Annotated in this window: 12 protein-coding genes; 4 read left to right on the forward strand and 8 right to left on the reverse strand. The window is 63.0% G+C overall.

All coding sequences use genetic code 11. The features are described 5' to 3' along the window. Nucleotides 1-9: 9 nt before the first annotated feature. The 8 genes from EMO90_RS01155 to rhuM all read right to left on the reverse strand — a co-directional run bounded on the left by EMO90_RS01155 (nucleotide 10) and on the right by rhuM (nucleotide 7,734). Nucleotides 10-870 (reverse strand): HAD family hydrolase, encoded by an 861-nt coding sequence (locus EMO90_RS01155; protein ID WP_150353503.1) that lies wholly within the window; start codon nucleotides 868-870, stop codon nucleotides 10-12. 137 nt (nucleotides 871-1,007) lie between these two features. After that, nucleotides 1,008-1,256 (reverse strand): preprotein translocase subunit SecG, encoded by a 249-nt coding sequence (gene secG, locus EMO90_RS01160; RefSeq protein ID WP_150353589.1) that lies wholly within the window; start codon nucleotides 1,254-1,256, stop codon nucleotides 1,008-1,010. Nucleotides 1,257-1,312: 56 nt separating this feature from the next. After that, on the reverse strand, nucleotides 1,313-2,113 hold the full coding sequence (gene tpiA, locus EMO90_RS01165) for a triose-phosphate isomerase (RefSeq protein WP_190971958.1): 801 nt from the start codon (nucleotides 2,111-2,113) through the stop codon (nucleotides 1,313-1,315). A gap of 134 nt (nucleotides 2,114-2,247) precedes the next feature. Next, entirely contained in the window at nucleotides 2,248-3,453 is a 1,206-nt protein-coding gene (locus tag EMO90_RS01170) for a phosphoglycerate kinase (protein WP_150353501.1), read from the reverse strand. A gap of 179 nt (nucleotides 3,454-3,632) precedes the next feature. Continuing rightward, nucleotides 3,633-4,583 (reverse strand): DNA-binding protein WhiA, encoded by a 951-nt coding sequence (gene whiA / locus EMO90_RS01175; protein WP_150353500.1) that lies wholly within the window; start codon nucleotides 4,581-4,583, stop codon nucleotides 3,633-3,635. A gap of 211 nt (nucleotides 4,584-4,794) precedes the next feature. After that, entirely contained in the window at nucleotides 4,795-5,748 is a 954-nt protein-coding gene (rapZ, locus tag EMO90_RS01180; protein ID WP_150353499.1) for an RNase adapter RapZ, read from the reverse strand. Continuing rightward, nucleotides 5,748-6,713 (reverse strand): shikimate dehydrogenase family protein, encoded by a 966-nt coding sequence (locus EMO90_RS01185; protein WP_150353498.1) that lies wholly within the window; start codon nucleotides 6,711-6,713, stop codon nucleotides 5,748-5,750. The genes rapZ and EMO90_RS01185 overlap by 1 nt, the downstream gene beginning before the upstream one ends. A gap of 67 nt (nucleotides 6,714-6,780) precedes the next feature. Then, the gene (gene rhuM / locus EMO90_RS01190; protein ID WP_150353497.1) at nucleotides 6,781-7,734 is read right to left on the reverse strand and encodes a RhuM family protein; all 954 of its coding nucleotides are present in this window, start codon (nucleotides 7,732-7,734) and stop codon (nucleotides 6,781-6,783) included. Between the two features lie 418 nt (nucleotides 7,735-8,152). Here rhuM and EMO90_RS12300 point away from each other — a divergent pair, with 418 nt between their 5' ends. The 4 genes from EMO90_RS12300 to EMO90_RS01215 all read left to right on the forward strand — a co-directional run bounded on the left by EMO90_RS12300 (nucleotide 8,153) and on the right by EMO90_RS01215 (nucleotide 12,309). After that, complete coding sequence (locus EMO90_RS12300; protein WP_223849681.1) at nucleotides 8,153-9,532, forward strand: ATP-binding cassette domain-containing protein; 1,380 nt, start codon at nucleotides 8,153-8,155, stop codon at nucleotides 9,530-9,532. Beyond that, nucleotides 9,529-10,173 (forward strand): cytochrome C oxidase subunit IV, encoded by a 645-nt coding sequence (locus EMO90_RS01205; protein WP_150353496.1) that lies wholly within the window; start codon nucleotides 9,529-9,531, stop codon nucleotides 10,171-10,173. The genes EMO90_RS12300 and EMO90_RS01205 overlap by 4 nt, the downstream gene beginning before the upstream one ends. A 244-nt stretch (nucleotides 10,174-10,417) precedes the next feature. Further along, on the forward strand, nucleotides 10,418-11,476 hold the full coding sequence (locus EMO90_RS01210; protein ID WP_150353495.1) for a macro domain-containing protein: 1,059 nt from the start codon (nucleotides 10,418-10,420) through the stop codon (nucleotides 11,474-11,476). 113 nt (nucleotides 11,477-11,589) lie between these two features. Next, a complete protein-coding gene (locus EMO90_RS01215) occupies nucleotides 11,590-12,309 on the forward strand; it encodes a vWA domain-containing protein (RefSeq protein WP_150353494.1) in 720 nt (239 codons plus the stop codon). Nucleotides 12,310-12,324 lie beyond the last annotated feature (15 nt).

Here is a 12,324-nt window from a genome sequence, read left to right on the forward strand (position 1 = left end):
GAAAAGCGTTCAGACGCCCAGAAGGGCATCAATCCATTGCGCCACGCCGTCCTCGTCATTGGACGGGCACACCTCATCGGCGATGCGCAGCACCTCGGGATTGGCGTTCGCCACGGCGACGCCCCTGCCGGCTTTCTGCATCATCGCGATGTCGATCAGATCGTCGCCGAACGCCGCCGCCCGCGCAACGGGAATGCCCAGCCGATCGCACACGAGCCCGAGCGAATGCGCTTTGTTGGCGAGCGGGTTCATGAGCATCCACATCACGCCCTCGGAGATGCTCACCGCGAAGTCGTCCGGGATCAGAGCGCCAAGCGCATCCCGCTGGTCGGGCTCGGGGAAGACGATGAGCTTGTCCGCCACGCCGGCAGGCACTCCGGGGTCCGCGGACGCGAAGTCGGTGAGGCGCCAGGTCTGCGTCTTCCAGTAGACGCTGACGTCGAAGTTCGTGTAGCGCACGTCGTTCATGACGATGCCGCATTTGAGACCGGGAAGCCGATCGGTGAGCATGCGGCACACCTCGACCGCGCGAGCCGAATCGAATCCGATTTTGATCAGATTGCTGTCGCCGGACACGTCGTCACGGGTCAGCGATGCATAGGTGGAGGCCAGCGGGTCGAAGTCGATGAGCGCGCCGTTGAGATACACGCAGGCGTCCACGGCCAGTCGCTGCACGATCGCCAGCCCGGTGCTCACGGGACGCGCGGTGGAGACGGCGATTTTGATTCCTGCATCATGCGCGCGCTGGATGGCGTCCGCGGCCCGCTGGCTCAGATAGCGGCCCTCGAAGGTGTCCGCGCCATGCAGCAGCGTGCCGTCCAGATCCACGACGAGCAGCTGGATGCCGGCACTGTTGGCGTTATTGGTCATAACCGGTTCCCCCTTTCCATGGGATCGTCTGTCCTTGGGGCGCTCATTCCACGACAGATGCGATGCGCATACAAAAAGGGCCCATGACCGTGGCCATGAGCCCGAAGCTTAACTGCCGCCCGTGCGGCTTCACCGGATCAGATCAGGCTGAACTTGGTGAGCAGGCCGAGCGTGATGATGACCGCAACCCAGATGAGGGCCACGATGACGGTGAGGCGGTTCAGGTTCTTCTCGGCCACGCCGGAGGAACCCGCGTTCTGGGTCAGGCCGCCGCCGAACATATCCGACAGACCGCCGCCCTTGCCCTTGTGCATGAGGATGAGCAGGGTGAGCAGCAGGGATGCGATGACGACGATGATCTCGAGCGCAATCTTGAGAGCGACCAATTTGACCTCCACGGTTTCTTAAACTCCAGCACATATTACCCCATAGTGGGGAAAAATCAGAACGCGCGGACGGATTTTTCCGCAAGGCGGCAGATTTTCGCGTACTCGTCCACCTTGAGCGAGGCGCCTCCGACCAGGAATCCATCCACATCAGCCCCCTCGATGAGCTGTGAGGCGTTGCGCGAGGTGACCGATCCGCCGTACAGGATGCGCATGGTGCGGGCGACCGACGAACCGAACTGCTCGCGGATGCTGCTGCGAATGGCATGGGCCGCCTCCTGCGCCGAATCGGGCGTGGCGACCATACCGGTGCCGATGGCCCACACGGGCTCGTAGGCGACGATGAGCTTGGCGGTGTCCTCATCGGACAGATCGCGCGTCACATCGCGGACCTGCCCCACGGCGAATTCGAGTTCGATGCCCTGGCGCCGCTCCTCGAAGCTCTCCCCCACGCACAGGATCGGCTGCATGCCGGCGGCGAGGACCGCGCGCACCTGATCGACGATGTTCGCGTCGTCCTCGGGATGGTATTTGCGCCGCTCCGAGTGCCCCACGATCACGTAGGAGCAACCGAGACGGCTGATCATGTCCGCGGACACATCGCCGGTGAACGCGCCCTGCGAGGTGACGGATACGGATTGGGCGCCATAGCGGATCTTGAGATTGTCCGCCTCCACCAGCACCTGCACGCTGCGCAGGGCGGTGAACGCGGGCATGAGCGCGACCTCGCAGCGCGAGAAGTCGAAGTGCGCGTCGCGCAGCAGCCATGCGAGCTTCTGCACGAAATAGGTAGCCTCAAGATGGTCGAAATTCATCTTCCAATTGCCCGCCACCAGCGGGATGCGCGACGACATGATGCCCCTTTCCGTGAATGCGTCCGGATAATTTCCGCGAACGCATCCGAACAAGCCCAAAAACACGTCGTCCTGAGCGAAACGGGGAACAATGCGATTCTGCTCAGGACGACAGTGAAGGAAACCCTCTTATGGGACTACTCGAGCACCTTCAGGCCCGGGAGCTCCTTGCCCTCGAGGAACTCGAGGGAGGCGCCGCCACCGGTGGAGATGTGCGAGAAGCCATCCTCCGGGAAGCCGAGGTTGCGCACGGCGGAAGCGGAATCGCCGCCGCCGACGATGGTGAAGGCGCCGGCCTTGGTGGCGTCCACCAGACCCTGGGCCACGGCCTTGGTGCCGGCGGCGAACTCCGGAACCTCGAACACGCCCATCGGGCCGTTCCACACGACGGTCTTGGAGTCCACGATCTTGTCGTGGAAGAGCTTCTGGGAGTCCGGGCCGATGTCCAGACCCATCTTGTCGGCCGGGATGGCGTCCGCCGGGACGACCTCCGGGTTGACCGGGGTGTCACCGGCCGGGAAGCCGGCGTTCACGACCACGTCGGTGGGCAGCACGAGCTCGACGCCGTTCTTCTCGGCGGTCTCGATGTAGCCCTTGACCTTGTCCAGCTGGTCCTCCTCGAGCAGGGAGGTGCCGACCTCGTAGCCCTTGGCCTTGAGGAAGGTGAAGACCATGCCGCCGCCAATGACCAGACGGTTGGCCTTGTCCAGCAGGTTCTCGATGACACCGAGCTTGTCGGACACCTTGGAGCCGCCGAGCACCACGGTGAACGGGCGCTCCGGGTTCTCGGTGGCCTTGGAAAGGGCCTTGACTTCCTTCTCCACGAGCAGGCCGGCAGCGGCCGGCAGATCGGCGGCCACGTCGTAGTTGGAGCCCTGGGCGCGGTGGACCACACCGAAGCCGTCGGACACGAAGGCCTCGCCGAGGGCGGCGATCTTCTTGGCGTAGGCGGCGCGCTCGGCGGGATCCTTGCTGGTCTCCTCCGGGTTGAAGCGCACGTTCTGCAGCAGGACCACGTCACCGTCGTTCATCGCGGCGACCTTGGCCTGGGCGTCCTCGCCGTAGGTGTCGGCGGCCAGCGGGACCTCGACACCCAGCAGCTCACCGAGGCGCTTGGCGACCGGAGCCAGCGACAGCTCGGGGACGACCTTGCCCTTCGGGCGGCCGAGGTGGGCCATCAGGATGACCTTGGCGCCTTCTTCGCGCAGGGCCTTGATGGTGGGCAGAGCAGCCTTGATGCGGCCGTCGTCGGTGATTTCCTCGCCCTTCAGCGGGACGTTGAAGTCGGCGCGGACCAGAACGCGCTTGCCCTTGAGATCTCCGAGATCCTTGAGTGTCTTCATGTATATCCTTTCCTAACTGCGGTATGCAGGGAATGGGCTTATTGCCAATTCGCATAATACAGTCCACAACGAACAAACCCCGCCATTTGGGGCGGGGTTTGGAAGGGTTTCGCGGCTTTATTCGCCGGGGCGGACGGCCATGACCGGCGGTCCGGTCGGGACTGCGGCCCGCTGCATGCTCAGACGTTCTGCTGGGCGCGCTGCTTCTCCACCTTGGCGCTCAGCTGGAGCAGGCGGCGGATGCGGCCCGCGATGGCGTCCTTGGTGACGGGCGGGTCCGCGAGACGGCCAAGCTCCTCGAGGCTGGCGTCGCGATGATCCAGACGCAACTGGCCCGCCGCGCGCAGGTTCTCAGGGATGTCGTCGCCGAGGATCTCGAACGCCTTGATGACCTTCTCGCTGGCCTCGACGGCGGCCTTGGCGCTGCGGCGCATGTTCGCATCGTCGAAGTTGGCGAGGCGGTTGGCCTTGCCGCGCGATTCGCCGTCGGAGCGCTTGCCGCTCCACTGACGGGACGACTGGGTGGCGCCGAGCAGCAGCAGCATGCGCTCGATGGCGTCGGGGTCGCGCAGGGTGACGCGCTCGGAGCTGCGCACCTGGCGGGCCTTCACATTGACGCCGAGTCGGCGGGCGGTACCCACCAGCGCCAGAGCGGCCTCCTGACCGGGGCAAATGATCTCCAGATAGCTCGCCTTGCCCGGGTCGGACAGCTCGCCGTGGGCAAGGAACGCGCCTCGCCATGCGGCCTTGATCTGCGCGATGTTGCCGCTGACGATATCCGCCGGCAGGCCACGGACCGGACGCTTGCGACGGTCGAGCAGACCGGTCTGCAGCGCCAATGCGCCGCCCGCACGCAGCACACGCACGGAATAGCGCTGCACCGCACCCGTGGGGGTTTGACGGGACACCTCGATCAGATCGGAATCGTGGCCGAACACGTCCTTGATCGCGTCCTGCAGCCAACGAGCCGCGTCCAGCGAATCGAACTGGGCCTCAACAACGATGTGGTTCTGAATCAGGTGGAGTCCACCACCGAAACGGATCATCGCGGCGGCCTGCGCCTTCTTCGCGGCAGGCAGCTCGTTGTCGATTGCGGCAAGTTCGCTTTTGACGTCGTCGATCAGTGCCAAGAGCCAGCCTCCTACAACTTCCTCAGTATTCGAGTTTTATTATCCGGCCGCGCGGAATGTTCCTCCGCGTGACCACCGGCTTTCTGTGATATCGAATCGGTTGGACAACCAAGGGCCTTTTCACCCCGATTTATCGATTCCGCGTTCAACATGTGAAAATCGGGTCGGGTCATCGACGCGCACGGGCAACGCAAGGCGTCAAACGTTTTGCTCACGCGCCTTGCCGATGGCGGTGCAGCTCCCTGGCGGAAACGGTGACGTTCAACCCGTGCAGGCGCAGCCTGCGCGCCAGCTCCTCGCTCATGGCGACGGAACGGTGCTGCCCTCCGGTGCATCCCACGGCGATGGTCACGAAGTGCTTGTCCTCGCGCGCATAGCCCTGGATGGCCGTGACGATGGCGGTCTCATAGGCGTCCAGAAATTCCCCGGCACCTTGGCTGGAGAGCACGTAGTCGCTCACGGGTTTGTCCAAACCGGTCAGCTCGCGCAGCTGCGGCACCCAGAACGGGTTCGGCAGGAACCGCACGTCGGCAACGAAGTCCGCGTCCAACGGGATGCCGTACTTGAAGCCGAAGCTGAAGATGTGCACGGCGACGGTGCTGGGACCGGTGCCGAGCAAACCCTCGTACAGCTTGGTGGACAGCTGGTGGATGGACAGGTTCGAGGTGTCGATGACAATGTCCGCCCGCTCCTTCAAGTGGGCGAGCAGCGCACGCTCCTCGTTGATGCCGTCGATCAGGCGTCCGCCACGCTGCAGCGGATGGGGCCTGCGCACGGATTCGTAGCGCTTGACCAGCACCTCGTCGCTCGCGTCGAGGAACAGGATGCGGGTCTTGACGCCAAGGTCATCCAAATGGCTGAGCACCTGGGACAAATCGTCGAAGTACGAGCGGGACCGCACGTCGATCACTGCGGCCAGCTTGTGGATCTTCGAGGCGGAGCTGGTCATCATGTCCACGAGCGGCACAAGCAGTTTGGGCGGCAGATTGTCCACCACGTACCAGCCCATGTCCTCCACGCTGTCCGCCGCATGGGATCGTCCCGCACCGGACATACCGGTGATGAGCAGGACCTCGAAGCCCTCGGCGGGTTCCGGCCTGTCGTCGTCCGCCTGCGCGATTCGGTCATTCCTGTCGTTGAAACCGGTCAGTGCGTCGCTGGTCATCACAGCACCTCCTCCAGCGCCTGTCTCATGGCGATTTCCACATGATCGTCGTCCACGGTCGTATTCTGCAGCCTGCTGTCCGCGTCGCTGGGCGGATCGCCATCCCAGATCTTGGTCATCAACAGCACCTGGATCAGGGCCTGATACAGCAGCATCTCCTCGCCGCCGATGGCCAGCCCTCCCCGGCGCCGCCACGCCTGCATGAGCGCGCTGGGACGCGGGTCATAGACCACATCGAGCAACCGCGCGCCGCTGGCGGGGGCGACCTCCAAACCGGCCGAATCCAGCACCTCGGCCACGGGATCGGCGGCATGGCCGGGAATGGTGCTGATGACCACGACGGATTCTGCGAACGCGCGCAGCAGGGCGTCATGGTCATCGAGCGCGATGAAGTCGAGCGCGTCGCCGCGCTTGAGGAACCGTTCGGCGAGCGGCTTCAATCCGAGGTTCTTGTCCGGGTGCCGGGCGGCGACGGTGATGTGGCCGACTTCGGGCATCATCGTGCAGGCGGCCACCGCGGAGGACGCCGTGTTGCCGTTGCCGATGATCAGCGCGCGCCCACGCCTGTCCCCTTCAACGTGGATGCCGGCTGCACGGGTGGCATGGTCGAATGCGAGCTGAATGCCCACCACATCGGTGTTGTACAGTCGAATCGAGGGACCTGCGCCGGGTTTGTCCCAGTCGAAGACCGCGGTGTTGGCCACCTTGAGTTCCTTCGCCCACAGGTTCGACGGGATACCGTACGGCTGGATGGTCTTCTTGAGCGGCATGGTCAGGCTCAGGCCGGCCCATGAGGGATCGAGCCCCTTGAGGAAGGCGTCGAGATCCCCCTCGCCCACCTCGTGGCGGTCATAGTGCCAGTCGTCAAGGCCGAGCGCCTTGTATGCCGCATTGTGCAGCACTGGGGACAACGAGTGCGCGATCGGCTTGCCGAGCACGGCGCAACGATGATTGACCTGGGTCATATCCCTCCTTGTTCGCTCCTTCATCCTATCGTACCGTCGGTCTCACTGTGTGATTCCCTCCGGAGTCTCAGCGATGCGCCAGGAAGTTTTCAACCAAGGCAATCATGGTGTCCTTCTCGCCCGGATCAGACAGTGCGATCATGAGCGTCATGGCGGCGAGGGCGTTGCCTTCCACCAAGAACGTCTCGTCATCGCGCAACGCGCCATTGCCGTCGAGGAAATACACGAACAGAGCCGCGGCGCAGCGCTTGTTACCGTCGGAGAACGGGTGGTCCTTGACGATCTGGTACAGCAGGTTCGCGGCCTTTTCCTGAACGGAACGGTACAATTCCTGCCCCGCGAAGGTCTGGTACAGTCCATTGACGATGCCTTCGAAGGCGCCGTTGCGCTCGCGGCCGAACAGGTCGGACCGCCCGTAGAACGGCAGCGAGCGCACGAACGCCCAAGCATCGTCGTAGGTGAGCCTCCAGTGCGGCTCCTGCCCTTTGGGCGTGGGCACATTACCCGTGTCATAGTCGTTCAGAAGCTCGAGACTGGGCAGATACCGTTCGAGGATCTTTGCCGTGCCCGCGATCTCGGGCTCGTCGGAATGCGAAAGCACCTTGACCACGGTCCGCAGGGATTCGAGGCGCTTGCGGTTGATGGTATAACCGGCCACGAGATGCTGCTTGAGGACGGAGTTCGCCCATCTGCGGAAGTAGATGCCCTCCTTTGATTTGACCCGGTATCCGACGGAGAGGATCATGTCGAGGTTGTAGTGCTCGACCTGATAGGTTTTTCCATCGGTTCCAGTTGTCGCAAATTTTGCGACAACTGGAATGCCCTGCAGCTCTTCCTTCAGCGCATTGCCGACATGTTTGCCGATCGTTTTGATGTCGCGGCCAAACAATAGTGCAAGCTGCTGCCGGTTGAGCCATACGGTCTCCTCGTCCACCTTTACGTCCAGGTGAACGGTATGGTCCGGGCTCTCGTAGAGGGCGATTTGTCTGAGTTCGTTGTTGTGTTCGAGTTCGTTGTTCATGGTTGTTCCCTTCTGATCGTGTGGCCACGGAAGCCGGCGCGACCATTTCTTTCATCCCTCGCCGGTTGCGCCGCCTTCCGTGTGGTTACACTGTAACATGATCTACGAACAAAAGTTCGACAAACATATGTTCGAGCTGTTTCGGCGTGTCGAAAATCGTTCACTCATTGGGGACGCCGGCCCCCGTATCGAATTGCGACAATGTTGCGCACTGACTGTGGCGGATACCTGTTTGCAGGGCCGCACCTCCGCATGTCGTCCTCAAGGATGAGGGGCCGCACCTCCGCATGGCTCGCTGTCATCCCAACGCACTATGCCGCGCGCGACCGTGGATGCGTAGTCTGACGAATGAGTTACGACGCGGTTCCGGGACAAGGCATTCTTTGTCTTCAGACCCGCCTTTCTTGAAAGGTGGACCATGCCAGCGATATCGGCGACCAATCTTTCGATCGGGTACAAGGGTTCCCCGATCGTCAGCGACATCAACCTGCAGTTGCATACTGGCAGGATCATCTGTCTACTCGGGCCGAACGGCGCGGGCAAGACCACGTTGATGAAGACGCTGCTCGGGCGGATCAGGCCCGTGAGCGGGAGCGTCACCTATACGCAGACGGGTATCGAGGAGATGTCCGCGGCGATAGACCACCCGAGTTTCTTTCCGTACCTGAGTGGCCGGCAGAACGTCCGGGTGGCCTCGGCGTTCTGGGGGCTGGACGTGGACCCGGAGTCAGCGTTGGATAGTGTGGGCATCGGCCGTGCGGCGCATGGACGGAAGGCGAAGGATTACTCGACGGGCATGAAGGAGCGTTTGGAGTTGTGCCTCGCCATGCTGTCTCGTCCGAGGTTCCTGTTTCTCGACGAGCCACAGAATGGTTTGGACGCCGACGGCATGATCTCCCTGACCGAAACGCTGCGCGCCTATCGGGATGCGGGCAACTGCGTGGTGATTTCCACGCATCTGCTCCACGAGATCCAAGGAGTCCCGGACGAATGCATTGTGATCCGCCATGGCCGGGCCGAGCAGATCACGGATCTGACCGGTGTGAACATCGCGGATCTATATGGTAGAGCCTTGAGTGCCGCTGCCCCTGTCCGCGCGCTGGTCACGTATTACTGGAGCGCATGGTATTTCCTCGCCGCGGTGTTCGGGTCCGTATCGTCCCTTTTGATGGGCTCGTGGATTTCGAGCGAGGCGAATGGAACCCCGATCACCGGAGGGTACAGCTTCCTGTTCACCGGCACTCAGCCGCTGATTTGCCTGGCACTGCTCTATGCGTGCGATGCCAGGGTCGCGAAGGCGCACTATGGGGGCCTGCCATATCAGGTGTACTTCGCGTGGAAACCATGTTCGCTCAGAACCGTATTCCGGGCGCTGGTCCTGATCGCCGTGAACCTGCTGAGCGTCCTGGGCTTCGACGCCATCATGATCCTGACGGGCGCCGCAATGCACCCGCATCTGACCGTGGTCCTGTGCTTCGTCGTTTTGCAAAGCCTGCTGATTGCGCTGGTCTACTCGATCATCGAGATCGCCGTCAATCCCACGGCCGCAGGGGTCGTCTCGGGCGTCCTGTGCTATGTGTGGATCCTGCTGCCGGGCGACCTTCCCGACTATGCGACACCCTACGTCGCGAACGCCCTGCGGGCCGTCGGATTGAACCTGAACGGCACCATGGCCCCGCCGGGGGCGACGGGAAGCCGGTCGCCCGGCGATCCCGTGATGCTCGCCCCGATTGTGGCGCTCAGTGTCGTCTATGTCCTGCTGGGCCGGTTCCGTTGCAAAGGAGTGGAAAGGAAATGAAGTATCTGTCGTATATCGAGCGCGTGGCGTTGATTCGCTGGTCGACGCTCGCCTTCATGGCCGCGTTGGTTCTGCCGCTGCTCTTCCTGCGCTACGGCAACACGATCGCGGTGGCTCAGTCGGCGTTGTCGGTCATGCTTCCCATCGCCACGGCCGGCCTCATCTTCTCCCATGCGCGGGTGCCCTCCTCGTATCGGTCCTTCAGCATCCACGATCGGCTCCTGCTCCGCTTCAGCATGAAATCGCTATCGCTCGGCGTTGCGGTCAACGTCTGTCTGACCCTGCTGTACGGGCTTGCCATCGGATTCGTCGTCAATGAGCTGCTGTCCCTGCATGCGGCTTTGATGATGGCGTTCACCACTGTCGTCCTTTCCCTTGCATGCTTCGTCCTGCGACTGTGGACCAACGATCTCGCCGCCTGGAGCGTCGTCATCTTCCTCATCGTCGTCGGCCTTCCGATCGGTTCCGGCATGTTCCCGGACTCGCCGATCCTGTACGCCGTCATACCGACAACATGGATGCTGAACGGGGTGAAATACGCCGCCTACGTGATCCCGGTCGGCGTCGCCATCGCCGCGATCAGCGCATGGCTGTTGCGCAAGGCGGTCGTGTCTGACACTGGGGTACCAGACCATGAATGATCGTTGATCATCGATTATGATGCCCACGTGGGATTCCCACTTGCGCATATGGTATCCCGCAAAGTCCGAAATCCGCCCCGAAACGCAAAATAGCAAGGGAACGCCGGGAAGAAAACCGGTATCGTGGGCCTTGTCGGTGTTCAGCTTCAACCGTCCCGTGAGGGAGACGCTATGCCGTTCACAGGACCGTTCATGAGGCTTGCGGAGCGCAATCCGACACGGGCCCGATGCGAAGGGGGATATCATGCCGTTGCAACTGGTCCGTGAGGACATCACGCGGATGCGCGTGGACGCGATCGTGAACGCGGCAAACACACGACTGCTCATGGGCGGCGGGGTGTGCGGCGCGATCTTCCGCGCTGCGGGCGCACGACGGATGCGGGAGGCATGCGACCGGCTCTCCCCCATCCAGACCGGCGAGGCGGTCGCGGCGCCCGGCTTCGACTTGCCCGCGAGGTACGTGATTCACACCGCCGGACCGGTCTGGCATGGCGGCGGGCACGACGAGGAGCGGCTGTTGCGCGCCTGCTACCGCAATGCGCTGGCATTGGCCACGAAACTGGGCTGCACGAGCATCGCGTTCCCGCTGATCTCCAGCGGCATCTACGGCTATCCGAAGCCGGACGCGCTGCGCGTGGCCATCGACGAGATCCGCGGTTTCCTTGACGGGTATCCGTCCGAGGAAAATGATCCCGACGTGTATCTGTGCGTATTCGACCGGTCCGCGTTCACGATCGCCTCGGAACTCGACCAGCGCATCCGCGAATACATCGACGACCACTATGCGTCCTCGCACGAGGACCGCTCGCGGGACCGCGAACGGGAAATGCAGGGACTTGAAGCCGACCGTGGGATCGAACGGGCGCTGTCGTCGCGAGCCGTCAATGCGCCGCTTGCGGCCGAAAGCCCATCCTCCGCGCCACAATCGCGCCACTATGACGAGCGCGATGTGCTTGCGGATCTGGACGAACCGTTTAATGTCATTCTCCTTCGGCTCATCGACGCCAAGGGCCTTGACGACGTGGAGGTGTACAAGCGCGCCAACATCAGCCGCAAGCTGTTTTCGAAGATACGCTGCGGCAACGGGTACATGCCCGGCAAGAAGACCGTATTGGCGCTGGCGATCGCCCTGCGCCTGGATGTTGACGAAACGGACGATCTGCTGGCGTGCGCCGGCTATGCGCTGTCGCACAGCGTGAAATTCGACGTGATCGTCGAATTCTTCATCGTCCATGGCATCTTCGACGTATTCGCGATCAACGAGACCCTGTTCCGCTACGACCAGCCGCTGCTCGGGCAGTGATCACGGAGGCCGAACCGATGTCGCCCGCAAAGCGACCACAGGCCGTCTCGATGCTGCCATGCTGATGATCGTCGCCGGCAAACCTGTCAGCGACGAACCGGAAAGGAACCAACATGGCAGTGCACGGAACAGCGAATCACAAAGGCGCATCGGGCAAGGGCGCATCGCATCGGGGTCTCACGCAGTTGACATTCATCGTGGACCGCAGCGGATCGATGGCCGGTCTTGAATCGGATACCATCGGCGGATTCAACGGCATGCTCGCCAAGCAGCGTGCGATTCCCGGCGATTGCAGCGTCACCACCGTCCTATTCAGCAACAGGACGGAAATGCTGCATGACCACGTCGATCTGCGCAAGGTGCCTGATCTGACCGACCGCGACTACCGGGCAGGCGGAAGCACGGCGCTTCTCGACGCCATCGGCTCCACGATCGACGAAATGGTCGCCAGGCAACGGCACGCCATGCCGTCGGACCGCGCGGACCGTGTGCTGTTCGTGATCATCACCGACGGGTATGAGAACGCGAGCCGGCGGTATTCGTGGGCGCAGGTGAGGCGAATGATCTCCTATGAGCGGGAACGCTACGGCTGGGAGTTCGTATTTCTGGGAGCCAACATCGATGCGGCCCGGACCGCGGGCGACTTCGGCATCAAACCCGAATGCGCGGCCGACTTCCACGCGGACGGGCAGGGCGTCCGGGTCTCGTTCGCCGCCGTGGCCTGTGTGGCCACCGCCGTGCGTGCCGGCGCCGATCACGACGGGGAGTATATGACGGCCGCGCTTCGCGGGGTCCGTGACGATTACCGGTCACGATCGCACGCGGGCCGATGAGCCCCACGCGGTTCA

This window comes from Bifidobacterium vespertilionis (assembly GCF_008698145.1).
GTDB lineage: Bacteria > Actinomycetota > Actinomycetes > Actinomycetales > Bifidobacteriaceae > Bifidobacterium > Bifidobacterium vespertilionis.

Bases quoted from the DNA above. Each gene is read 5' to 3' on its own strand.
- EMO90_RS01155 (WP_150353503.1), bottom strand. From the start codon at position 870: ATGACCAATAACGCCAACAGTGCCGGCATCCAGCTGCTCGTCGTGGAT.
- EMO90_RS01170 (WP_150353501.1), bottom strand. From the start codon at position 3,453: ATGAAGACACTCAAGGATCTCGGAGATCTCAAGGGCAAGCGCGTTCTG.
- rapZ (WP_150353499.1), bottom strand. From the start codon at position 5,748: ATGACCAGCGACGCACTGACCGGTTTCAACGACAGGAATGACCGAATC.
- EMO90_RS01185 (WP_150353498.1), bottom strand. From the start codon at position 6,713: ATGACCCAGGTCAATCATCGTTGCGCCGTGCTCGGCAAGCCGATCGCG.
- rhuM (WP_150353497.1), bottom strand. From the start codon at position 7,734: ATGAACAACGAACTCGAACACAACAACGAACTCAGACAAATCGCCCTC.
- EMO90_RS12300 (WP_223849681.1), top strand. From the start codon at position 8,153: ATGCCAGCGATATCGGCGACCAATCTTTCGATCGGGTACAAGGGTTCC.
- EMO90_RS01205 (WP_150353496.1), top strand. From the start codon at position 9,529: ATGAAGTATCTGTCGTATATCGAGCGCGTGGCGTTGATTCGCTGGTCG.
- EMO90_RS01210 (WP_150353495.1), top strand. From the start codon at position 10,418: ATGCCGTTGCAACTGGTCCGTGAGGACATCACGCGGATGCGCGTGGAC.
- EMO90_RS01215 (WP_150353494.1), top strand. From the start codon at position 11,590: ATGGCAGTGCACGGAACAGCGAATCACAAAGGCGCATCGGGCAAGGGC.